This is a genomic window from Mycolicibacterium tokaiense (assembly GCF_010725885.1).
Classification (GTDB): Bacteria; Actinomycetota; Actinomycetes; order Mycobacteriales; family Mycobacteriaceae; genus Mycobacterium; species Mycobacterium tokaiense.
This window is the reverse complement of record NZ_AP022600.1, coordinates 2792282-2815658: the sequence shown is the minus strand read 5'-3', so window position 1 is coordinate 2815658 and position 23377 is coordinate 2792282. Positions and strand designations below refer to the sequence as shown.

22 protein-coding genes and 1 pseudogene are annotated in these 23377 nt (G+C 66.0%); 13 read left to right on the top strand and 10 right to left on the bottom strand.

The annotated features are described in order from the left end of the window. Positions 1-4: 4 nt before the first annotated feature. The 5 genes from G6N58_RS13665 to G6N58_RS13645 are packed head-to-tail and all read right to left on the bottom strand — an operon-like array spanning position 5 to position 5332. Positions 5-1084 (bottom strand): ABC transporter ATP-binding protein, encoded by a 1080-nt coding sequence (locus tag G6N58_RS13665; RefSeq protein ID WP_115278324.1) that lies wholly within the window; start codon positions 1082-1084, stop codon positions 5-7. 8 nt (positions 1085-1092) lie between these two features. Beyond that, a complete protein-coding gene (locus tag G6N58_RS13660; protein WP_068915200.1) occupies positions 1093-1962 on the bottom strand; it encodes a carbohydrate ABC transporter permease in 870 nt (289 codons plus the stop codon). 3 nt (positions 1963-1965) lie between these two features. Continuing rightward, the gene (locus G6N58_RS13655) at positions 1966-2931 is read right to left on the bottom strand and encodes a carbohydrate ABC transporter permease (RefSeq protein ID WP_115278325.1); all 966 of its coding nucleotides are present in this window, start codon (positions 2929-2931) and stop codon (positions 1966-1968) included. Then, on the bottom strand, positions 2931-4313 hold the full coding sequence (locus tag G6N58_RS13650; protein WP_068919544.1) for an ABC transporter substrate-binding protein: 1383 nt from the start codon (positions 4311-4313) through the stop codon (positions 2931-2933). The genes G6N58_RS13655 and G6N58_RS13650 overlap by 1 nt, the downstream gene beginning before the upstream one ends. Before the next feature lie 8 nt (positions 4314-4321). After that, positions 4322-5332 (bottom strand): sugar-binding transcriptional regulator, encoded by a 1011-nt coding sequence (locus G6N58_RS13645; RefSeq protein WP_068919545.1) that lies wholly within the window; start codon positions 5330-5332, stop codon positions 4322-4324. 148 nt (positions 5333-5480) lie between these two features. On the opposite strand from G6N58_RS13645, the gene G6N58_RS13640 reads away from it, so the two are divergent. From G6N58_RS13640 to G6N58_RS13625, 4 genes are read left to right on the top strand one after another with little or no spacing between them, the layout of a single operon-like run. Then, positions 5481-6890, top strand: a complete 1410-nt coding sequence (locus G6N58_RS13640) for a mannitol dehydrogenase family protein (RefSeq protein ID WP_115278326.1) — start codon at positions 5481-5483, stop codon at positions 6888-6890. Beyond that, positions 6880-7809 (top strand): carbohydrate kinase family protein, encoded by a 930-nt coding sequence (locus G6N58_RS13635; protein WP_115278327.1) that lies wholly within the window; start codon positions 6880-6882, stop codon positions 7807-7809. Before G6N58_RS13640 ends, G6N58_RS13635 begins: the two co-directional genes overlap by 11 nt. Positions 7810-7847: 38 nt before the next feature. Further along, positions 7848-8804: a non-homologous end joining protein Ku gene (ku, locus tag G6N58_RS13630; protein WP_115278328.1), complete on the top strand. Its 957-nt coding sequence runs from the start codon at positions 7848-7850 to the stop codon at positions 8802-8804. A gap of 1 nt (position 8805) precedes the next feature. Then, positions 8806-9906, top strand: a complete 1101-nt coding sequence (locus G6N58_RS13625; RefSeq protein ID WP_115278329.1) for a transporter substrate-binding domain-containing protein — start codon at positions 8806-8808, stop codon at positions 9904-9906. A 5-nt stretch (positions 9907-9911) separates the two neighbouring features. Here G6N58_RS13625 and G6N58_RS13620 read toward each other — a convergent pair whose 3' ends face one another. Beyond that, complete coding sequence (locus G6N58_RS13620; RefSeq protein ID WP_115278330.1) at positions 9912-10580, bottom strand: GntR family transcriptional regulator; 669 nt, start codon at positions 10578-10580, stop codon at positions 9912-9914. A 128-nt stretch (positions 10581-10708) separates the two neighbouring features. After that, positions 10709-11317: pseudogene (locus G6N58_RS13615) on the bottom strand (aldehyde dehydrogenase family protein); the annotation flags it as partial. On the opposite strand from G6N58_RS13615, the gene G6N58_RS13610 reads away from it, so the two are divergent. From G6N58_RS13610 to G6N58_RS13575, 8 genes are all read left to right on the top strand, one after another. Continuing rightward, a complete protein-coding gene (locus G6N58_RS13610; RefSeq protein WP_163908637.1) occupies positions 11316-11840 on the top strand; it encodes an LLM class flavin-dependent oxidoreductase in 525 nt (174 codons plus the stop codon). The pseudogene G6N58_RS13615 and the gene G6N58_RS13610 overlap by 2 nt on opposite strands. A gap of 13 nt (positions 11841-11853) precedes the next feature. Then, positions 11854-12606, top strand: coding sequence for an SDR family NAD(P)-dependent oxidoreductase (locus tag G6N58_RS13605; RefSeq protein ID WP_115278342.1), 753 nt, complete (start codon positions 11854-11856; stop codon positions 12604-12606). Positions 12607-12774: 168 nt separating this feature from the next. After that, a complete protein-coding gene (locus G6N58_RS13600) occupies positions 12775-13587 on the top strand; it encodes an MOSC domain-containing protein (RefSeq protein ID WP_163908163.1) in 813 nt (270 codons plus the stop codon). Next, the gene (locus G6N58_RS13595; protein ID WP_163908162.1) at positions 13587-14600 is read left to right on the top strand and encodes a PDR/VanB family oxidoreductase; all 1014 of its coding nucleotides are present in this window, start codon (positions 13587-13589) and stop codon (positions 14598-14600) included. The genes G6N58_RS13600 and G6N58_RS13595 overlap by 1 nt, the downstream gene beginning before the upstream one ends. Before the next feature lie 64 nt (positions 14601-14664). Next, positions 14665-15612 carry an alpha/beta hydrolase gene (locus G6N58_RS13590; protein WP_115278345.1) on the top strand — a complete coding sequence of 316 codons (948 nt, stop codon included), beginning with the start codon at positions 14665-14667 and terminating at the stop codon, positions 15610-15612. A gap of 404 nt (positions 15613-16016) precedes the next feature. Then, positions 16017-17210: an acyl-CoA dehydrogenase family protein gene (locus tag G6N58_RS13585; protein WP_115278346.1), complete on the top strand. Its 1194-nt coding sequence runs from the start codon at positions 16017-16019 to the stop codon at positions 17208-17210. Positions 17211-17225: 15 nt separating this feature from the next. Further along, positions 17226-18698 carry an aldehyde dehydrogenase family protein gene (locus tag G6N58_RS13580; RefSeq protein WP_115278347.1) on the top strand — a complete coding sequence of 491 codons (1473 nt, stop codon included), beginning with the start codon at positions 17226-17228 and terminating at the stop codon, positions 18696-18698. After that, the gene (locus G6N58_RS13575) at positions 18695-19810 is read left to right on the top strand and encodes a CaiB/BaiF CoA transferase family protein (protein ID WP_115278348.1); all 1116 of its coding nucleotides are present in this window, start codon (positions 18695-18697) and stop codon (positions 19808-19810) included. The genes G6N58_RS13580 and G6N58_RS13575 overlap by 4 nt, the downstream gene beginning before the upstream one ends. Here G6N58_RS13575 and G6N58_RS13570 read toward each other — a convergent pair. From G6N58_RS13570 to G6N58_RS13560, 3 genes are read right to left on the bottom strand one after another with little or no spacing between them, the layout of a single operon-like run. Then, positions 19807-20823 carry an NAD(P)/FAD-dependent oxidoreductase gene (locus G6N58_RS13570; protein WP_115278349.1) on the bottom strand — a complete coding sequence of 339 codons (1017 nt, stop codon included), beginning with the start codon at positions 20821-20823 and terminating at the stop codon, positions 19807-19809. The two genes, G6N58_RS13575 and G6N58_RS13570, sit on opposite strands and share 4 nt — an antisense overlap. Further along, positions 20820-21335 carry an isoprenylcysteine carboxyl methyltransferase family protein gene (locus G6N58_RS13565; RefSeq protein ID WP_115278350.1) on the bottom strand — a complete coding sequence of 172 codons (516 nt, stop codon included), beginning with the start codon at positions 21333-21335 and terminating at the stop codon, positions 20820-20822. Before G6N58_RS13565 ends, G6N58_RS13570 begins: the two co-directional genes overlap by 4 nt. 4 nt (positions 21336-21339) lie before the next feature. After that, positions 21340-22398: a type III polyketide synthase gene (locus G6N58_RS13560; RefSeq protein WP_115278351.1), complete on the bottom strand. Its 1059-nt coding sequence runs from the start codon at positions 22396-22398 to the stop codon at positions 21340-21342. Between the two features lie 166 nt (positions 22399-22564). On the opposite strand from G6N58_RS13560, the gene G6N58_RS13555 reads away from it, so the two are divergent. Continuing rightward, positions 22565-23356 carry an SDR family oxidoreductase gene (locus tag G6N58_RS13555; RefSeq protein ID WP_115278352.1) on the top strand — a complete coding sequence of 264 codons (792 nt, stop codon included), beginning with the start codon at positions 22565-22567 and terminating at the stop codon, positions 23354-23356. The last annotated feature ends 21 nt before the right edge of the window (positions 23357-23377 follow it).

The window sequence follows — 23377 nt, the reverse complement described above, 5'->3', positions numbered from 1 at the left end:
CGCCCTAGAGGCGTTCCCCACTCTCGGGATGGAACAGATGCACCACGCCGTCGCTCGTCTTGCGCAGTTTCACGGTCTCGGCCAGCCGGGCCGGGGTACGTGGCAGCGACCGGGCCACCAGCTGCACGTCCGGGCCGGCGTGCGTGTACAGATAGGCCTCGCTGCCGAGGTCCTCCACCAGGTCCACCACCACCTCGATGGTGCCGGAGTCCGAGAGTTCCAACTGCTCGGGCCGAACGCCGACGGTGACCTCGGACAGGCCGGCGTCGTGCAGCCTGCTCAACTGGTCGCGTTCGAGCTGCAGCGTCGAGTTCTCCCCGATGCGCACCCCGTCGGACACGATGGGCAGGGTCAGCAGGTTCATCGCGGGCGAGCCGATGAATCCCGCGACGAACGCGTTGGCGGGGTTGTCGTAGAGATCCGACGGCGAGGCGAACTGTTGCAGGGTTCCGTTGCGCAGCACCGCCACCCGGTCCCCCATCGTCATGGCTTCCACCTGGTCGTGGGTGACGTAGACGGTGGTGGTCCCCAGGCGCCGCTGCAGGGCGGCGATCTGGGTACGGGTCTGCACCCGCAGCTTGGCGTCGAGGTTGGACAGCGGCTCGTCCATGCAGAACACCTGCGGCTCACGCACGATGGCGCGGCCCATGGCCACGCGCTGGCGCTGACCGCCGGACAGCTTGGCGGGCTTGCGGTCCAGGAACTCGCTGAGATCCAGCAGTTTCGCCGCTTCCTCCACCTTGCGGCGGCGCTCGTCGGCCGAGACCCCACGCAGCTTCAGCGCGAAGCCCATGTTCTCGGCGACGGTCTTGTTGGGGTACAGCGCATAGTTCTGGAACACCATCGCGATGTCGCGGTCCTTCGACGGCACGCCCACCATGTTCTTGCCGCCGATCTCGATGGTGCCCTCGTCGATCTCCTCGAGGCCGGCCAGCATGCGCAGCGCGGTGCTCTTGCCCGAGCCCGAGGGCCCGACCAGCACCACGAACTCGCCGTCGTTGATGTCGAGGTTCAGCGAGTCGACCGCCAGCTTGTCGGAGCCCTCGTAGATGCAGGTGGCGTTCTTGTAAGCAATGGATGCCATGGTTTCTCCTATTTGATGGCGCCGAAGGACAGGCCGCGGACGAGTTTGTTCTGGGCAAACCACCCGCAGAGGATCACGGGCAGGGCGGACATGGTGGCGGCCGCGGACAGCACGGCCCAGTACTGGCCCTCACCGGCGATGAAGCCGACGAGGTACACGGGCATGGTCGAGGCATTCACCGCGGTCAGGTTGACCGCGAAGAAGAATTCGTTCCAGGCGAAGATCACGCAGATCAGCGCGGTCGCCGCGATACCGGGTGACACCAGCGGCAGGATCACCTCCCGCACCGAGCGCCACAGGCTCGCGCCGTCGAGGCTCGCAGCCTCGAGCAGTTCTGCGGGCACCTCCAGGAAGAAGGACCGCATCATCCACACCGCGATGGGCAGGTTCATCGCCGTGTACAGGATCACCAGGGCCCAGATGTTGTCCAGGAGACCGACATTGGAGACGATCACGTACAGCGGCAGGATCACCGCCACGATGGGCAACATCTTGGTGCTCATGAAGAAGAACAGCGCGTCCTGGGTCTTGCGCACCGGCCGCAGGGACAAGGCGAAAGCCGCGGGGGTGCCCAGCAGCAACACCAGGATGGTCGAAAGACCGGTGGCGAACAGCGAATTCAGCATGGCCGGGCCGATGCCCTGGCTGAACACCGCACCGTACTGATCCAGCGTTGGGGTGAAGAAGAGCTTCGGCGGGCTGGTGGCCGCGTCGCCTTCCTGTTTGAAGGACGTCAGCACCATCCAGAACACCGGGAAGAAGAAGCCCAGGCCCACCAGCCAGGCGACCACGCCCCATGGACTGAGCTTACGGCTCTTCTTCTTCGGAGCGACGGTGGGCTGTGATGCCGCCGTGTCTTGTTCGATCGTGGCAGTCATGTCCTACGCCGCCTCTTCCTTGCCGGAGAACGATTTGAAAATCAGTCGCAACGCGAAGTTCGCGATGACGATCGTGAAGATCACCACCACCACACCCATGGCCGCCGCCTGGCCCATATCGAAGCCCAGGAACGCGCGCTGGTAGATGTAGAACGGCAGGTTGGCACTCGCGATACCCGGTCCGCCCTGGGTCATCATGTAGATGGCGTCGAAGGTGTTGATCAGGTAGATGGCGCCCAGCACCACACCCAGTTCGATGAACCGCCGCAGGTGCGGCAGGGTCAGTTCACGGAACGACTGGAATGCGGTGGCCCCGTCGACCCCGCTGGCCTCGAGGATGTCGCGCGGCATGGACTGCAGGCCGGCCAGGATCAGCAGCATCATGAACGGTGTCCACTGCCAGATCAGTTCCACCATCACCATGGTGAGCGGGAACTGGCCAATCCAGTCCACCGGGCCCACTCCCACCAGCGACAGCACCCAGTTGAGGATGCCGTTGGTGGGATCCAGGATGGTGGTCTTCCAGATCAGCGCCGCCGCAACCGGTGTCACCAGGAACGGGGTGATGAGCAGCGTTCGCACGATGCCGCGCCCGAGGAACGCCCGGTCCAGCAGCAGGGCCAGCAGCAGGCCGAAGAACGCCGAGACCAGCACCACCACGACGATCAGGATGACGGTGTTGCCGGCCACCGACCAGAACTGGCTGTCCTGCACCACGGCGATGTAGTTGTTCAGCCCGACGAACTCCCGCGACCCGGGCCGCACCAGGTTCCAGGACAGGGTGGAGTAGTAGAGCGTGAACAGGAACGGGATCTGGGTGACCACGATCATGAAGATCAGCGCGGGTAGCAGCGGCCCGCGCCGGCGCCAGCCTTCGGCCTTCGAGACGCCGAAGTCCTGGTTCTCTCTGATCTTTCGTACCCGCTCGGCCTGGTCGCTGCCGGCGGCGGTGTCAGCGGTGACGGTCATCAGTTCTCCTGGTAGGTCTTGCCGACCACTTCGGCGTACACCTGGGCTTGCTCCAGTGCGTCGTCGACGGACTTCTGTCCGGCGATGGCGGCACTGATCTGCTGGCTGACCCGGGTACCGAGGTCCTGGAACTCCGGGATGCCGACGAACTGAACCCCGGTGTAGGGCACCGGATCAACGGTGGGCTGGTTCGGGGTCGCACCCTCGATGGAGCGCAGGGTCAGCGGCCCGTAGGACTGCGAGATGGCCTCGTACTCCGGCAGTTCGGTGTAGGTGGAGGTGCGGCTGCCGGGTGGCACCCGGGCCCAACCCAGCTCCTCGCCCACCAGCTTCATGTAGTCCTTGCTGGTCATCCAGGAGATGAACTTCCAGGCACCGTCGGGGTTCTTGGCCGCTTTGGGAATGCCCAGGGCCCAGGTGTAGAGCCAGCCCGAGTTGGGCTTCTCGACGATGGGTGCGGGCAGGTAGCCGATCTTGCCCTGTAGTTCGGGGTAGGAGTTGGGGTCTTCGAGCACCGACACCGCGGAGGTGGCGTCGTACCACATGGCCGTCTGCCCCTGGCCGAACAGGTTGGCGCACTCCTGGAAGCCGGTGGAGGCGGCGCCCAGTTCACCGGATTCGCGCAGGGTGTCCACGTAGAAGTTGACCGCCTCCTTGACCTCCGGGCTGTTGAGCTGTGCGTTCCAGTTCTCGTCGAACCAGCGTCCGCCGAAGGTGTTGATGACGGTGTCCAGCGGAGCCAGCACCTCGCCCCAGCCCGGCTTGCCGCGCAGGCAGATCCCGGCCCGGTCATCGGTCTTGAGCTGGCGGGCCCACTCGCGGACCTCCTGCCAGGTCGGCTGGTAGTCGGCACTCTGGTTGACCTGGATACCGGCCTGCTCGAACAGGTCCTTGCGGTACATCAGGAACGACGACTCCCCGTAGAACGGGACGGCGTACATGTTGCCTTCGTAGGACAGCGAGTCGCGCAGCGAGGAGATGAAGTCGCCCTCGTCGTATCCCGGAGTCTCGCGGGCGTAGTCGGAGAGATTGAGCAGCCAGCCGTCCCTGGCCCACTGCGGGGTCTCGAAGTTGCTGATCATCACCACATCGAATTCGCTGCCGCCCATGGCTGTCGACATGGTGATCTTGGCGCGGGCCTGGTTCTCCGAGAGGGTGATGAACTTCAGCTTGGTGCCCGGGTTCTCGGCCTCGAAGCGTGACGACAGCTCCTGGGCGTCGGTCATCTGCGAGTTCGACACCAAGGCGATGGTCACCTCGTTGTCGGAGGCGCCCAGGCTGCCCGCACCAGAGCAGCCTGCCACGAACGTCAAGGCCACCGCGGAAATGCATGCCGCCAGCCGGTGCAGCGCTCGTCGTTGTGCTTTCACCTTGAACCTCATCTCTTTGTTCACTGCTCCAGAAGCCAACGGGCGCAGTCGATGTCACAAACCAGGAATCGGGCCAGTCCGCCCCGAAGGGCACCCAGGGTGGCTTGATATTTGGTGGCGCCACTGGACACCAGGATGGTGGCCGGGCACGCCTTGATGTCCTCCAGCGGCACCGATACCGCGCGGCGCTGCAGTTCACTGTCGATCGCCTGGCCGTCGGCATCGAAGAACCGCCCGCCGATCTCGCCGACCGCGCCGAGGGATTCCAGTTCGTCCAGCATTCCGGTGTCCAGGAAGTTGCCTTCGAACAGGGTGGTCGACGTGGACACCGCACCGATGCCGAAGATCATCACCCGGGCGCAGCGGCCGGCTTCCAGCGTGCGCGACATCCCCGAGTCGTTGCGGATCGAGTCGACGGTCGCCGGGTCGGCGTACAGGGGCGCGGGCAGCCGGTAGGTGTCGGCGTGCAGCACCTCGGCGCAGCGGCTCAGGATGTATTCGGTACCCGTCTGATACACCGCGGTGCTCATCGATCCGTCCAGCTGGACCACCGCCCGGCAGCTGGCCACCCCGGTGGGCAGCGCCTGTGCCATCGCGACATTCTCCGGTCCCCAGGTGAATCCGAGAGTGTCCTCCGGCGCGAGTCGCCGCGTCAGGAGGGCAGCCGCTGCGCGTCCCACGCTGGCAAAGGTCTCCGGGCGGCCGGGCGAGCCGAGGTCGACTCCGTGGCCGGCGACCACGGCCTCGACCAGACCGAAGCGCTCCTCGAGCGCACGCTCCTCTTCGGCGTGCAGGTCGTCACGCAGATCGCTGGGCACCACGATGTCGATGCGCACCAGGCCACGGGTCTTGGCGCGGGCCACCAGCCGACCGGCCGTGGGGCGGGAGACGCCCAGCCGCTGCGCGATCTCGGCCTGCGTCAGCCCGTCCAGGTAGTACATGGTGGCCGCCCGCAGCGCCAGTCGCAGGTCCTCCGGTTTCGGGTCCGCAGGCACGGCTACCCGAGCGCCGGACGCTCTGCGGTTGGCCACCGTCACGGATCCCCACCCTTCCTACACCCGTGAGCATTTGCTCATGGGTGCGTGCACTTGCTCACTACGCTAACATAGGGAATGTGACGCACACAACACTGTTCTCCGATCTTGTCGGCAGCGGTAACGTCGCGGAGGTGATGTGCTCATGAAACTGAACAACGAGACCCTGTCCCAGCTCACCGTCGCCACGCCGACTTACGACCGCAGCCAGATCAGCGTCGGCATAGTGCATTTCGGTGTCGGTGGCTTCCACCGGGCACATCAGGCCTACTACATCGACAAGCTGCTGGAACAGGGCAAGGCGCAGGAGTGGGGCATCTGCGGTGTCGGGGTGTTGCCGCACGACGCCAAGATGCGCGACGCGCTGACGGCCCAGGACGGGCTCTACACCCTGATCCTGGTCAACCCGGATGGCACCCGCGACGTCCGCGTCATCGGTTCGATCGTCGACTACAAGTTCGCACCCGACGATCCCGACGCCGTCATCGAGCTGCTGGCTGCGCCCAGCACCCGCATCGTGGAGCTGACCATCACCGAGGGCGGCTACAACATCGGCGATGCCGACGAGAGTTCGGTGTTCGGTCTGGTCACCGCAGCCCTGGAACGCCGGCGCGACCGCGGCGTCCCGTCGTTCACCATCGTCTCGTGCGACAACATCGAGGGCAACGGCCACGTCGCGCAGCAGGCGTTCACCGACTTCGCCGACAAGCACCACCCCGGCCTGTCGAAGTGGATGGCCGAGCACACCACATTCCCGAACTCCATGGTCGACCGCATCACCCCTGTCACCACCCCGGATGTCATCGAGACGCTGGCCGAGCAGGACGGCGTGGAGGACCGGTGGCCGGTGGTGGCCGAACCGTTCACCTCCTGGGCGCTGGAGGATCACTTCGTCGACGGCCGCCCGCCCTACGAGGATGTGGGTGTGTTGACCGTCGACGACGTGACGCCGTATGAGCTGATGAAACTGCGCCTGCTCAACGCCGGCCACCAGGGGCTCTGTTACTTCGCGCATCTGATGGGCTACCGGCTGGTGGCCGACGCGTGTTCGGACCCGCTGATCGCCGACTTCCTGATCCGCTACTGGGATTCCGAGGCGACCCCGACGCTGCTGCCGGTGCCGGGAATCGACCTTCCCGACTTCAAACGCACCGCCATCGAACGGTTCGCCAATCCCGGTGTGCGCGACACCGTGGCCCGGCTGTGCGCCGATTCCTCCGATCGCATTCCGAAATGGCTTGTGCCCGTTATCCGCAAGAACCTGGACAACGACGGCGACGTTCGGCTCTCGGCGGCCATCGTGGCCAGCTGGGCGCGCTACGCCGAAGGCGTCGACGAGCAGGGGGAACCCATCGAGGTCGTCGATCAGCTCAAAGACCAGCTGATCCCGCTGGCCAGGTCGCAGAAGGACAACCCGCTGGCGTTCATCGAGAACACCGCGCTCTTCGGCGATCTCGCCCAGCAGCCCCGATTCGTGGAGGCCTACACCTGGGCGCTGGACTCGCTGCACCGTGACGGGGCGAAGGCGACGCTGGAGTCGCTGCGTGACGAGTAGAGCTCTGGTCATCGGTGAGGCCCTCATCGATGTGGTGGAGCGCGACGGTGCGACCGTCGGTGAACACGTCGGCGGCAGTCCGCTGAATGTGGCCGTCGGCCTGGGCCGGCTTCAGCGCGGGGTCGATTTCCTCACCCACATCGGCGACGACGAACACGGCCGGCGCATCGCCGATCACGTCACGTCCTCGGGCGTGAACCTGGTGGCCGGCAGTGTCAGCGCCGAGAAGACACCGGTGGCACACGCCAGTCTCGATGCCTCCGGCGCGGCCACCTACACCTTCGACCTGACCTGGCAGCTCTCGGGCACCCCGGAGGTGAGCCCGCCGACGGTGGTGCACACCGGCTCCATCGCCACGGTGCTGGAACCGGGCTGCCGCGCGGTGGCCGCACTGTTGGACACCTACCGGGTCTCGGCGACGGTCAGCTTCGACCCCAACGTGCGCACCGACCTGATCACCGACGACAACCTGGCGCGCGAGCGCATCGAACGACTGGTCGCCAAGAGTGACGTGGTGAAGGCCAGCGACGAGGACCTGCGGTGGCTGGAGCCTGGCGTCGAACCCGAAGAGGTGGCGCGACGCTGGCTGTCGGCAGGCCCGTCGCTGGTGGCCGTGACCCGCGGGGGCGACGGTGCGCTGGCGGTGTCGCAGGCGGGTGCGGTCTCGGTGCCGGCGCGGCGGGTACAGGTGGTGGACACGGTGGGCGCGGGCGACTCGTTCATGACGGGCTTGCTCGACGCCCTGTGGTCACTGGGCCTGCTGGGAGCAGAGAACCGGCACGCGCTGCAGGCGATCACCACCGACCAGATGCACTCGGTGCTGAGCGCCGCCACGCTCAATTCGGCGCTCACGGTCGCCAAGGCCGGCGCCCAACTGCCCGATCGGGCCGCCTTGGACGCCGCGGGCTCACGCGTTTAGACGTTTGCTCGCGGCTTTCCTGGGCCATACTGGGCTCCATGCGGTCCATCTGGAAGGGTTCGATTGCGTTCGGCCTGGTGAATGTGCCGGTCAAGGTGTACAGCGCCACCGAGGACCACGACATCAAATTCCACCAGGTGCACGCCAAGGACAACGGGCGCATCCGCTACAAGCGTGTGTGCGAGGTCTGCGGTGAGGTGGTCGAGTACCGCGACATCGCGAAGGCCTTCGAGTCCGACGACGGCCAGAGTGTGGTGATCACCGACGAGGACATCGCCACGCTCCCGGAGGAGCGCAGCCGCGAGATCGAGGTGCTGGAGTTCGTCCCGGCCAGCCAGATCGATCCGATCATGTACGACAAGAGCTACTTCCTGGAGCCGGACTCGAAATCGTCGAAGTCCTACGTGCTGCTGGCCAAGACGTTGATGGACACCGATCGGCTGGCGATCGTGCACTTCGCCCTGCGTAACAAGACCAGGCTGGCAGCGCTGCGGGTGATGGACATCAACAAGCGCGACGTGATGACCATCCACACCCTGTTGTGGCCCGACGAGATCCGCGACCCGGACTTCCCGGTGCTGGACCAGAAGGTCGACATCAAACCCGCCGAGCTCAAGATGGCCGGCCAGGTGGTCGATTCGATGGCCGACGACTTCAACCCCGACCAGTTCCATGACGATTACCAGGAACAGTTGCGGGAGCTCGTCGAGGCCAAGCTCGAGGGCGGCGAGGCCTTCACCGTCGAGGAGCAGCAGCCCGAGGACCTCGACGAGACCGAGGATGTGTCCGACCTGCTGGCCAAGCTGGAAGCCAGCGTGAAGAAGCGCCGCGGCGAATCCTCCGCCGATGACGACGGCGGCGACGACGACGAGCCGAAGAAGGCGCCCGCCAAGAAGGCCCCGGCGAAGAAGGCAGCGGCCAAAAAAGCCCCGGCCAAAAAAGCCGCCGCCAAGAAGACTCCGGCCAGAAAGTCAGCCGCCAAGAAGTCCAGCTGAGGTGACACCGCGACTGCGGGCCCTGCTGGGCGTCGTGGCACTGCTGGTGTTGTGCGCGGGGATTCCCGCGGGTCCCGCCGGCGCCGCCCCGAGGACGGTCACCGTGGCGGTGAATGTGGTGAGCCCGTTTGTGGTGAGCAACGGCGATCAGTGGACCGGCTTCACGGTCGACCTGTGGAACGAGATCGCGCAGCGGCAGGCCTGGACCACGAATCTTGTTGTTGTCGAGAATGTTCCAGCCATGCTGGAGACCGTGGCCGCCGGCCGGGCCGATGTCGGAGCCAGCGGGGTGTCGATCACCGCGGCCCGCGAGCAGGACTTCGATTTCTCCCAGCCCATTCTCGACGCCGGCTTGCAGATCATCGTCCCCGCACGCAGCACCGAGGTGTCCAGCCCCGGACTCACCGGGTTCCTCGAGCTGCTGTTCTCCAAGCTGATGTTGTTGTATCTGCTTGCTGCGCTGGTGATCACGCTGCTGCCCGCGCACATCCTCTGGCTCGTTGAACGCCGGCACGCCGACTCGACCATGGCCAGGACCTATTTCCCCGGTATCTTCCAGGCGTTCGGGTGGGGCCTCGGGATGCTCGCCGCCCGTGTTGACGCCTCCCCCCGGCACGGCGCTGCCCGGTTGATCGCCACGCTGTGGGCCCTGGTGAGCGTCATCTTCGTCGCGTTCTACACCGCCAACCTGACCGCGGCCTTGACGGTGGCCAAGCTGGAATCGGCGATCCGCGGTCCCGCCGACCTGTACGACAAGACGGTGGCCACGGTCTCGAACACGACGTCCTCGGCGTACCTGCGCCGGATGGGCATCGCCGCCACCGAGATGCCCAGCATCGAGGACTGCTACCGCGCATTACGGGAGAAGCAGCTCGACGCCGTGGTGTTCGACGCTCCCGTGCTGCACCACTACGTCGCCCACCAGGGCGCAGGCGTCGCGGTGATGGCCGGCCCCATCTTCCAGGAGGAGGACTACGGCCTGGTCCTGCCGTTGGGCAGTGAGCTGCGCAAGCCGGTGGACCAGACCCTGCTGGGCATGCGCGAGGACGGTACCTACGACGTCATCTTCCAGCGCTGGTTCGGTGACGACGGCATCGACTGACCGCGCTACTGCCCGCCCAACCGGGCCGACAGTGCCCTCACGGCGTGCTCGCGGTGCTGATGCAGTTCGGTGATAGCACGCTCGACGTCGCCGGCCCGCAGAGCGTCGACAATACTGCGGTGCTCGGCGTGCACCCGGTCGCGGGCCGCGCCCTCGGCGTAGTAGAAGGCGCGGTAGGCGTCGGTTGACTGCCACAACATTCGAATGTAGTTGGCCATCAACGGCATCTGCGCCGCGGCGAAGATCAGGAAGTGGAAACTCTTGTTGGCCTCGATCATGGTTCCGAGGTCGCCGGCAGCACCGGCTGACTCCATGACCTCCATGGCCTGTTCCAACGCCGCGAAGTCACCGGCGGTCAGCTTGGGCGCCCCCAGGCGCACCACCTCATCCTCGAGCAACCGGCGCACCAGGTAGGTCTCCGTCAGCTCAGCAAGGCTGAGCCGGGTGACGCTGTACCCCCGGTGCGGGACATACTGCACCATTCCTTCGGCTTCGAGGATCTTCAGGGCTTCACGGACGGGAACCACGCTGGTCGAAAGCTCCTCGGCCAACTGCTCCTGCCGAATCCGGTCATCGGGTTTGAGCGTGCCGGTGGAGATGAGTTGCCGCACGTGATCCAGCACGACCTGCTGAGCGGTCTCCCGCCGTCGTGGGGCGGGCGATTGCGCGGTCATGGTGTGCGAACTATACCGCCGCGAGCCACCCCGCAGAGTCCGGACGCTCACACACACGACAGGCGGGGATTCAGGTCGGAACTGAATCCCCGCCGGCTCTTACGCTTACGTGGCTTGAGAATCGGCGGCTAACCGATTCGGAACAGCTTCTTGTTCACGAACTCATCGGCACCGTAACGACCGAGTTCGCGGCCGAATCCCGATCGCTTGACGCCGCCGAAGGGCAGTTCGACCGCATCGGCACCCACCACGTTGATGTACACCATCCCGGCGTCGATTCTGTCGGCGACGCGTAGCGCCTGAGCCTGATCGTCCGTCATCACGAATGAGCCCAGACCGTACGGGGTGTCGTTGGCGAGCTCCACTGCCTCATCCTCCGAGGACACGCGATAGACCACAGCGACGGGTCCGAACAGCTCCTCGTAGTACGTATCGTTGTCCGGGGTGATGCCGGTGAGCAGCGTGGGGGAAAAGAAGTTCCCGTCGCGCTCACCACCCATGACAAGAGTGGCTCCCTGGGCCACCGCCCGCTTCACCTGACGGTCAAGGCGCTCGGTCGCGGCTGCCGAGGACAGCGGCCCCATCGCCGTGTCGAACGACGTCGGATCGCCGGCCTTGACCGCTGTGAGCGCCGCAGCCAACTTCTCGACGAACGGCTCATAGAGTTCGTCGATGACGATGAATCGCTTGGGAGCGTTGCACGACTGGCCGGCGTTGTAGAGGCGGGCGTCGACGCTGCGGACCGCCGGAGAGATCGGGGCTTTCCCCCTCAGCCTCTGCTACAACGCCGAGTACCTGGCTGGTCACTGGGACGCCTTCGCCGAAGGCGCAGCGAAGGGCGGACACCCGGCAGACCGTGGCGACTGGCGCATCGCGGCCCACGTCTTCGTCGCGGAGACGGACAAAGAGGCCCTCGCCTACGCGGTCGACAGTCCCCTGGCCGACGTCTGGCTGAATTATGAAGTGGAGGTCTCCCGCCAGTGGGGTGCGCTCGGCATGATCGGCATCGACGAGGCCTGGTCAAAGGAGGAGATCCTCGACTTCATGGCCCGGGAGCGATGGTTGGTCGGTTCGCCGGAGACTGTGGCCGAGAAAGTGGCGCAGCTCCATGAGACGACCGGCGGATTCGGGACAATGCTCACTATCCCGGTCGGCGACCAGAATGATGGCGGTGCGTGGCGGCGTTCCGTGGAGCTCATGGGAACCGAGGTGGCGCCGAGGCTCAGCGCGCTGACCGGTTCGGTCGGCGCGCAGAAGTAGCGGGGGACAGAACGTGGGCAGGTTGGACGGCAAGGTCGCGGTCGTCACGGGTGCCGCCTCTGGGATCGGTCGCGAAGTCGCGAGGCGGTTCGCCGCGGAGGACGCCGCGGTCGTCGCATTCGACCTCAACGAGGACGATCTCCGCCGACTCGCTGATGAGCTCGGCGACCGCGTCTTGATCCACCCGGGTGACGTGCGGACCGCAGACGATCTCTCCGCTGCGGTTCGACGAGCCGAGCAGGAGTTCGGCCTGCTCACGACCATCTGCAACTGCGCGGGCGTCTACGACAACGTGCCTTTCCTCGAACTCACCGAGGAACGCTGGCGAAGGACAGTCGACATCAACCTGAGCGGTGTGTATTTCGCGTGCAAAGCTGCCGTTCCGGCGATGCAGCGCGCCGGTGGGGGTTCGATCATCAATCTGGCGTCCGCCAACTCCATGGTCGCCTCCCCGGGTGAAACCGCTTACAGCGCAAGCAAAGGCGGCGTTCTGATGTTGACGAAGGCGATCGCAGTTGAGCACGCAAGGGACGCCATCCGCGCCAATGCGATCTGTCCTGGCTTTGTGGACACACCCATGGTCGCGGGCACGATTGCCCAGTTCGGCGATCGGGACCAGATGCTGACGGAAGTCAGTAAATTCCAGCCTTTGGGAATCGGATTGCCCGAGGACATTGCACGGGTCGCCTGCTTTCTCGCTTCGGACGACTCCAGGAGTATGACAGGTTCGGCGGTCATGGCAGATGGTGGCTACACCGCGATGTGACCGGAGAGCACGGGTCAGCGCGATCTGCGATCACCACTGTCCGGAATCATTCTCACATTCACCGGGCGGCGCTGACTCGGTGCCACACAGTTGTCAATCGGGTTTTACGGAAGGGTGGACTGTGATCCGCACAGGCGGAGCGAGTAGCGAGATATGACTCGGGGAAACGTGAACTCTCTGATCGACTTGTTCATCTATCCGATTAAGGGGCTCACCGGCCAACGTGTACAACGGATCCAGGTCACCGAGCGTGGTTTCCCGTTCGACCGGTTGATCGCCCTGGCACGGCGAAATGGAAGTTACGGCAGCGTGGTCGATTCCCCGCTCACGCTGGAGTCCTTCTTCGAGCTGTATGCCCTGGATACCCATGCGCGACTGGCCGGTGTCGTCACCGAATTCGACCCGGTAACCGAACATTTCGTGGTCAAAGTGCAAGGGCACTCGATTCTCGAATGTCACCTCGACAGCGATTCAGGAGTCGAGGATGCCATCGCTGTCTTCGCCAATGTGCTCGACGTCGAGCCAGCTGACCGGCCAGTGCTCGTTCGCGCTGCACCGCAATACAATTACGGCTGGCCGGGGCTGGAAGACACCCGCAACATGTGGGCGTGCCACCTGGTGAATCTCGCATCGGTCCGCGACCTCGAAGCACAGAGCGGCCGGCGCGTCGATCCGCGACGATTCCGGGCGAATATGTATGTCGAACTCCATGAGCCTTGGGTGGAGCGCAACTGGGTGGGCCGCCGATTCACGATCGGCGAAGTCGAGTTCGAGTGCATTCAGTCGTCGACCAGATGCGCAGCCACAGAGGTCAACCCCGACAACGCAATCCGTGACATCCCGATACCGAGACTCCTCAAACAGCATTACGGCCATACCGAGATGGGTATCTACGCAAACGTTGTGACCGCTGGCTCTCTGACGTCTGGAATGGAACTGAGGTGCGAGCCGACAGCGGCGCTCGGCCTCGATGTCAATTGATGACAGCGACGACGAATCCTGGCACCTTCATCACGGCTCGGTTGATGGCGAAACGTCTCGTCGCCGAAGGTGTTTACGAGTTCAGCTTCCATTCCGAGGCGGGACGCGTCCACCCCCCCGCCGCCCCGGGCGCGCACATCACAGTCCTCACTCCCTCCGGGGAGCGTCGCAGCTACTCGTTGATCGGCGGGCCGCAGGCACGTGGTGGCAACTTCGTGATCGCGGTGGCGCTCGCCCCCGCGAGCCGCGGCGGTTCGGTGAGCATGCACACCTCGACGGAGGTGGGTATGTTCATGCAGATCTCCCCACCGGTCGACGCTTTTCCGCTTCGCCCCGCATCGCAGTATCTGCTCATCGCCGGCGGTATCGGCATCACTGCAATGCGATCGATGTTTTACGCGATTCAGGCTCGTGGCGACGCATCTGTCACTTTGGTGTACCTGGTTCGCAGCCGCTCGGAGGCGCCGTACATGCAGGAGCTGCTCGCCGCCGCCGATGGGATGGCCCACGTGTTTGTCCATGCCACGGACGAACACGCCGGTGAACGGTTCGACCTGTGGTCGGTTTTGAAAGAGCCCTCAGCCGGCCGCGTCTACTGCTGCGCGTCGCCCACGGTGATCGAGGCCGTTCGGTCGCTGACCGCCCACTGGCGCGCCTCCCGAGTTCATTTCGAAGACTTCGCTGGTGTGGATCCGCTCGGCGGAGACGCCTCGCCGTTCACCGCCGTCTGGGAGCCCACCGGGCAAGTGATACATGTTCCGGCCGATAGCAGCCTGCACGACGCCTTGACTACTGCCGGAATCTCCGTGCCAGTATCGTGTCGCGCCGGAACCTGCGGAACGTGCCGGGTAAGAATCGTTTCCGGAGATGCCGACCACCGCGACGTGATTCTCGACGACGCGCAACGCGAGACGCAGCTGACATCGTGTGTCTCGAGAGGTCATTCTACGATCACGATCGCACCCTACGCCGACAACAACACCGGGTTTCCCTCAACAGAGCAGCTCACCTGAGCTCCGACCGATTGGATTGCCAGAACGCTTTTCACCTCCCCCGACCGATCGAGACGGAGCTCCCATGAGTATGAAACTTCATCCCGACATCACCGCCGCACTGGCGAGTCAAGTGGATCCACCCGCCGACCTACCCGCGCCGCCCGCCCGCGGAGACTGGCGCACGCTTCGCAACCTGACCAATATGGCGATCGAAGTGGATTTCGCGAACGCAGCGCCTGCACCGGACGTCACCTATGAACGGCACAGCGTTCTCACGAGAGACGACGCCAGTCTGGAACTTCGGTGGTACACCAAGGCGGGTAGCTCGCCTGGTTCGGCACTGGTCTACGTGCACGGCGGAGGCATGATCTGCGGATCACTGGAGAATTACGACCCCGTGGTGCGGCAGTACGTGCAGTGGACCGGAGTCCCCTTCCTTGCGGTTGAATACCGTCTCGCCCCCGAGCACCCCGGCGAAATTCCCGCGCGCGACGTTCTGGCAGCGTTGAAATGGTTACGTGAGCACGCCGAATCGCTAGGTGTTGATTTGCACCGTATTGCGATCATGGGCGACTCGGGCGGAGGCGGGGTAGGTGCAGGGGCCGCCATTCTCGCGCGCGATGCGGGCGTCGAGCTTGCCGCGCAAATCCTGATCTATCCCATGCTGGATGACCGGAATACGACTCCAGATCCGCACATCGCACCGTTGGCAACATGGACATACGACATGAACTACACCGGCTGGCACGCGCTCCTCGGCGACGCCGTGGGTACCGATCGAGTGTCCCCGGTGGCCGCACCTGCGAGGTTGACCGACCACCACGGACTGGCACCCGCCTACATCGAAGTCGGCACCCTCGACATTTTTCGTGACGAAAGCATCCGCTACGCCAAGAGCCTGATGCAGGCGGGCGTGGACACCGAACTCCACGTTCACCCTGGGTCGCCCCACGGGCACGAGTGGATCGGCTCCACGGAACTCGGCGCCCGATGCAACGCCGATCGTATCCGCGTCATCACTGAGATTTAGCGTCGGTGGGCGTTGCGGGCTACGGAACGCCGAGACGACATCAAGCCCGAACCCGCCAATCCGCGATCTCACATTGTGTTCGAGTTTCTCGCCCGCATAGACCCGCGCACAATGATGTGGTCACTACGGCGCGCTTATGGGGCTGGCGGTGTCCGGCTTTCGCGCAATCGTCCTCTTTGCCGCGCGACGCCTCGACAATCCCGGGGTGCTCGACATGCCGCCGATCGCCGTGACGGTCCCAGGCGAACACCTCACTTTCGAGTAGGAGTGTGCAGTCCAGATCCACTGCTGCACAGTTGATCTGGACACACCCTGCTGAGCCTCCCTCAACGACCTCGGCTTTCGTCTTGACTAATTTTAGAATTTCTAAGATCCTGGTTGCTGACACGCCAAAGGAGCCCGCCATGACTGCCGCCACTGCCCGGCGAGACGCAACCACCACCGCGCCGCTGGAGCTGTTCGACATCAACCGCCTGCTCGACGACGACGAACGCGACATTGCCGCCACCGTGCGCAAGTTCGTCGACACCCGGCTCAAACCCCACGTCGGTGACTGGTTCGAATCCGCCACGCTGCCCAGGGAACTGGCCAAGGAGTTCGGCGACCTCGGGGTTCTCGGCATGCACCTGGACGGGTACGGCTGCGCCGGTACCAGCGCCGTGTCCTACGGATTGGCTTGTCTGGAACTCGAAGCCGGCGACAGCGGCTTCCGCAGCTTTGTCTCCGTGCAGGGCTCGCTGTCGATGTTCTCCATCCACCGCTACGGCTCCGAGGAGCAGAAGAACGAGTGGCTGCCCCGGCTGGCGGCCGGCGAGGCGATCGGCTGCTTCGGCCTCACCGAGCCCGACTTCGGCTCCAACCCCGCCGGCATGCGCACCCGCGCCCGCCGCGACGGCTCAGACTGGATCCTGTCGGGCACCAAGATGTGGATCACCAACGGCAACCTCGCCGACGTGGCGACCGTGTGGGCCCACACCGACGACGGTGTGCGCGGCTTCCTCGTGCCCACCGACACCCCCGGCTTCACCGCCAATCCGATCCACAAGAAGCTCTCCCTGCGCGCCTCGGTGACCTCCGAACTGGTCCTGGACAACGTGCGACTGCCGGCATCTGCTGAACTGCCGCACGCCCGAGGTCTGGGTGCCCCGCTGTCATGCTTGAACGAGGCACGCTTCGGCATCGTCTTCGGTGCGCTCGGCGCCGCTCGCGACAGCCTGGAGACCACCCTGGCCTACACCCAGTCCCGGGAGGTGTTCGAACGGCCACTGTCCAGTTTCCAACTGACGCAAGAGAAGCTGGCCAACATGACCCTCGAACTGGGCAAGGGCGTGCTGTTGGCGCTGCATCTGGGCCGCATCAAAGACGCCGGCGCCATCCGCCCCGAGCAGGTCTCCCTGGGCAAGCTCAACAACGTCCGCGAAGCCCTGGCCATCGCCCGGGAATGCCGCACCCTGCTGGGCGGCAGCGGTATCACCTTGGAGTACTCGCCCCTGCGCCACGCCAACAACCTCGAGTCGGTGCTCACCTATGAAGGCACCTCCGAGATGCACATGCTGTCCATCGGCAAGGCCCTCACCGGCCACGCCGCGTTCCGCTGACCGCCTGAGGACCTGATGACCGCCACCACCCACGCTGCGCTGCAGCACCTTGTCGCCGGAGAATGGATCACCGGCAGCGGCACCGAGGTGCGCAGCCTCAATCCCGCCCGGCCCACCACTGTGCTGGCCGCCGGGGCTTGCGCCACCGACGCCGATCTCGACACTGCTGTCGCGGCCGCCGCAGCCGCTCAGCGAACCTGGGCGCGCACCCCGATCCACCAGCGCGGCACGGTGCTGTTGCAAGCCGCCACCATCGTCGACCGGAACGCCGAGGCCTGGGGTCGTGATCTGGCCGCCGAGGAGGGCAAGACGCTGGCCGAAGGTGTCGGGGAAGTCCGCCGCGCCGCGCAGATCCTGCGGTACTACGGCAACGAAGGCGACCGGCATGCCGGCGACATCTACTCCTCGCCGCGTGCCGGGGAACAGATTTTGGTCACCCGCAAACCCGTCGGCGTAGTTGCTGTCATCACCCCGTTCAACTTCCCCATCGCCATCCCGGCCTGGAAGATCGCGCCTGCGTTGATCTACGGCAATGCGGTGGTGTGGAAACCGGCATCCACCGTGCCGCTGCTGGCCATGCATCTGGCCTCGGCGCTGCACGAGGCCGGGTTACCGCCCGGGGTGCTCAACCTGCTCATCGGCGGATCAGGACTCGGCGACGGGATCGTCGGCCACGCCGGGGTGGACGCGGTGACGTTCACCGGCTCGACCGGCATCGGTCGGCGGATCGCGGCCGCCGCCGCTACGCGCGGGGTCCCGGCACAATGCGAGATGGGCGGCAAGAACGCCGCCGTCGTCCTCGACGACGCCGACCTCGACCTCGCGGTCGAGCAGGTGATGCTCGGGGCATTCCGGTCCAGCGGCCAGAAGTGCACCGCCACATCACGATTGATCCTCACCGACGGTATCGCTGACCGGTTCCTGCAGCAGTTGACCGAGCGGGCCGCCACACTGCGGGTGGGCGACCCCACCGAGGGCAGCACCGAGATGGGCCCGGTGGTCAGCGAGTCCGCGCACACGACAATCACCTGCGGCATCGAGACCGCCACCATCCAGGGTGCGTCCGTGCTGACCGGCGGGGCCCGTTACACCGAGGGACCGCTGGCTGACGGGTACTTCATCGCACCCACCGTGCTGGAGCTGCCCGGCACCGAGGCCGATCTCTGGACCGACGAGCTGTTCGGGCCCGTGCTGGCGGTGCGCCGCGCCGCCGACGCCGACGAGGCGTTCACGCTGGCCAACGACAGCGAATTCGGGCTCTCGGCAGCGGTGTTCACCCAGGACCTGACCCGTGCGCTGGAAGCCGTGGAACATCTCGATGTCGGTGTGCTGCACATCAATTCCGAGTCGGCCGGGGCCGACCCGCATGTGCCGTTCGGCGGGGCGAAGAAGAGCGGGCTGGGACCCAAGGAGCAGGGCTCGGCGGCGCGGGAGTTCTTCACCCACACCACCACCGTGTACCTGCGCGGCGGAGCGCCGAGCGTATGAGCGCCGCCGCTCTCGACGGCCTGGTGGTCCTCGACTTCAGCCGCGTCCTGGCCGGTCCCTACGCCACCATGATGCTCGGCGACCTCGGCGCCGACGTCATCAAGATCGAACGCCCCGGGCTCGGCGACGACACCCGCGAGTGGGGACCGCCCTATGACACCGACGGGGTAGCCACCTACTTCAACGCCGTCAACCGCAACAAGCGGTCCCTGGTGCTCGACCTGACCGATGCCGGCGACGTGGCCCGCGCCCGCGAGCTGGTGGCCACCGCCGACGTCGTGGTCGAGAACTTCCGCCCCGGCACCATGGAGAAACTGGGCCTGGGCTATGACACCCTCTGCGAGCTTCGCCCCGGCCTGATCTACTGCTCCATCACCGGGTTCGGCCACGGCGGCGGCGCCGCACTGCCCGGCTATGACCTGTTGATCCAGGCCGTCGGCGGGTTGATGAGTGTCACCGGCCCCGAGGCCGGGCAGCCCACCAAGGTCGGGGTTGCCGTTGTCGACGTGCTTGCCGGGCTGCACGCCACCGTCGGCATCCTGGCTGCCCTGTCCCATCGAAACCGCACCGGGGAAGGCCAGCGCGTGGAGACCACTCTGCTCTCGACGCTGCTCTCGTCGATGGTCAACCAGGCCTCCGGATTTCTGGGTGCCGGCGCGGTACCTGCCATCATGGGCAACCGCCATCCCAGCATCACCCCGTATCAGACGTTCGACACCGCTGACCGGCCGATTGCCCTGGCAGTGGGCAACGACAAACAGTTCGCACTGCTGTGTCGCGCCCTCGAACTCGACGACCTGGCCGACGACCCCCGCTTCCGCACCAACGCCCTGCGTGTCGCAAATCGAGAGGCATTGTGCGACAAGCTGGTAGCTGTGCTGCGTACCCGCGGCGCCGACCACTGGTACATAGTGTTGACCGGGCTCGGCGTCCCGGCCGGACCCATCAACGACATGGCCGAAGCCTTCGCCTTCGCCGACGCGCTGGGACTGAAGCCGACGGTGACGATCCCCGGCAGCCCCACACCGCAGGTGGCGAACCCCATCACGCTGTCGGCGACACCGCCGACCTACCGTTGTCCCCCACCGCGGTTGGGGCAGTCCAGCGACTAGTGCCCCAGTGTGTTGACCGCCAACCGGAACACCGGCGGCAGGGACGCGGCGGCGGGCACGATCGCGTTCTTGCCGAACCGGGTGGCGGTGGCCAGCACCAGCCCGCGCGTGAGCAGTCGGTAGCGGCGGGTGATGCGCTGCCAGTCCTTCTCGTAATCCGCCGGCCGCTCGGCGGCGATGGCCGCAACAGCCGCCGCGGCCTGCTTGACCGCCAGGCTCATGCCTTCGCCGGTGAGCGCGTCCTCGTAGCCCGCGGCGTCACCTACCAGCAGCACCCGCCCGGCCACCCGCCGCGAAACCACCTGCCGCAGCGGTCCGCAACCGCGCTCCCTGGTGGACTCGACGCCGCGCAACCGCTCCTGCAGCCACGGAAAGCGGCTGAGGTCGGCACGGTGGGTGCTCAGGATCGCCACGCCCACCAGGTCCGGCTCCACCGGCGTCACATAGGCCTCGCCGAACGGTGACCAGTGCACCTCGACGAACTCCGACCAGACCGGGACGTGAAAGTGCCTGCGCAGCCCCACCCGTCGCGGACTGCCGACCGCTGCATCGATGCCCACCGAGCGGCGCACCGCGGAGTGCAGCCCGTCGGCGCCCACCAGGTAGCGGGCCCGGATCCCGCCTGCGGTCACACCGTCGGCGTCCTGGCTGACCGAGGTCACCTTCGCCGACACCCACTCGGTGTCCTGTTCTTTGGCCCGCGCGGCCAGGGCGGCGTGCAGCGTGGTGCGACGCACTCCGCGTCCCATCCCGTCGCGGAACAGCGCCTGGGCGCGGCGCTTGCCGTCGGAATAGGCGATGCCGCGAAACGGCATACCGGCCGGGTCCACTCCCAGGGCGGCCAGTTCGGCCAACCCCCCGGGCATCAACCCTTCGCCACATGCCTTGTCGATCGGGGAATCCCGCGGCTCGGCCACGATCACCGACAACCCGCGGGCGCGGGCATGCAGGGCGGTGGCCAGTCCACCAGGACCGCCACCCACCACCAGAACGTCGGTGTCGAAGCCACTCATGACTTCACGGTGTAACCCAAGGCTTCATTCTCCACCCGCAGCCGCACACTGAGCAACCAGGCGTTGGCCAGCGTGAAGCAGATCGCGGTGATCCACGCGGTGTGGATCATCGGCAACGCGATGCCCTCGATCACCACAACGAGATAGTTGGGGTGGTGCAGCCAGGTGTACTTGTACGGGCCCGTCTTCACCAGCGGCGCATCGGGAATGACGATCACCAGGGTGTTCCACCGTTTACCCAGGGTGGTGATGCACCACCAGCGCAGCACCTGGCTCAACACCGCGACCACGAACATGGTCCAGCCCAGCCATGGGATGAAGGGCCGGTCCAGCGCCCACACCTCGACCACGCACCCGACCAGCAGGGCGGTGTGGATGGCCACCATCACCGGGTAGTGCCCGCGGCCGAATTCTTTGCCGCCATTGGCGAATGCCCACGAGGCGTTTCGCTTCGAGACCACCAGTTCGGCCAGTCGCTCGAGGGCGACCACCAGGATCAGCAGGTAATACACGCCGTCACCACCTCAGCAGCACGAGCTCGGAGCAGAACCCCGGGCCCATGGCGATCATCAGGCCGTAGCTGCCCGCGGCGGGCGGCTCGGCGAGGTTGGCCCGCAGCACGTCGAGCACCGACGCCGAGGACAGGTTCCCGTTCTCGCGCAACGACCTCCGGGTGTGGTCCAACGCATCGGCAGGCAGATCCAGGACGTCCTGGATCGCGTCGATCACCTTCGGCCCGCCGGGGTGCGACACCCAGGTGGAGATGTCGGCCGGGGTGAGCCCGAATTCGGACAGGAACAGCGCGACATCCTCGCCCAGGTACTTCTCGGCGATGTCGGGCACCTCGGCGGACAACACGATCTTGAAGCCCTGTGAGCCGATGTCCCAGCCCATCACAGCCTCGGTGTCCGGATAGAGCCGGCTGCGGCTGGCCAGCACCTGCGGTCCGGTGCGGGTGCGGTGGGCCCCGGTGGCCACGACGGCTGCGGCGCCGTCGCCGAACAGGCTGGAGGCCACCAGGTTCGCCACCGACATGTCGTCCCGTTGCACTGTCAGTGAGCACAGCTCGACGGCCAATAGAACCGCCACCTGATCCGGGTAGGCCCGGAGGTAGTCGTGCATCCGGGCCACTCCGGCGGCGCCGGCCACACAGCCCAGCCCGAACAGCGGCACCCGTTTGACGTCCGCACGCAGTCCCATGCGACCGGCCAGACGCGCCTCCACGGTCGGCACCGCCAGGCCGGTGACGGTGGTGGAGAAGATGACATCGACGTCGGAGGCCTGCAGTCCTGCCTTGTCCAGGGCCGACGTCAGCGCCCGCTCCCCTAGGTCCAGCGCCACCTCGAGGTAGGCGGCGTTGGCCTCCGAGAAGCCGTTCAGCGTGGGGTACCGCTCCGGCGGCAGCGCAAGGTTCCGGTACTCCACACCGGCGGCGGTCGCGAAGCGGTGGAACTCCGGGCCGGCGAAGTCGGCCAGCGCCCCGATCACGTCCTTCTGGGCGTATCGGTGCGGCGGGAATTCCACTGCGGCTGCCGCGATTGCGGGGGCCGCGCAGAGTGCTGGGGCGTCGGTCATCTCGTCAGATTATGGCTCCTCGGTTCGCGGTTGGGGGCTACGTTTTGCCTCTCTCACCTGGACAGATCCTCAGGATAGATCGCCAGGATCGGCAATTGGAACAAGTTCTAGAAAGCTTCGGCAATGCCCTGCGCAAGGCGGGTTGATCTTGTTACGGTCTGCCGCGATGATCCTCGACAAATTCCGCTTGGACGACCGGGTGGCGGTGGTGACCGGAGCGGGGCGCGGCCTCGGTGCGGCGATCGCCGTGGCATTCGCGCAGGCAGGTGCCGATGTGGTGATCGCGTCGCGCACCCAATCCGAACTGGAGACCGTCGCGGCCGCCGTCCGTGAGACGGGCCGCCACGCGCGCATCGTGGTGGGCGACCTCGCCGACCCGGACACCACCGCGGGCCTGGCGCGCGTCGCGGCCGAGACGTTCGGCAAACTCGACATCGTGGTCAACAACGTCGGCGGCACCATGCCAGGCGCTTTGCTGGACACCCCGACCCAGGCCTTCAAGAATGCATTCACGTTCAACGTGATGACGGCGCACGCGCTGACTTCCGCTGCGGTGCCGTTGATGTTGGAGCACAGCGGCGGCGGCAGCGTCATCAACATCACGTCGACGATGGGACGTCTGGCCGGGCGCGGGTTTGCCGCTTATGGTACGGCGAAGGCGGCGCTGGCTCATTACACCCGGCTCTCCGCGTTGGACCTGGCCCCGCGGGTGCGCGTCAACGCCATCGCGCCGGGCTCCATCCTGACCTCCGCGCTCGAGGTGGTGGCGTCCAACGACGAGCTACGGACCCCCATGGAGCGGGCCACGCCGATGCGCCGCCTCGGCGATCCCGACGACATCGCGGCGGCGGCCGTGTATCTGGCTTCGCCTGCCGCGAGCTACCTCACCGGTAAGACCCTCGAGGTGGACGGCGGACTGACGTTTCCCAACTTGGACCTGCCCATCCCGGACCTGTGAGCCCGATTGCCGACATCCCGG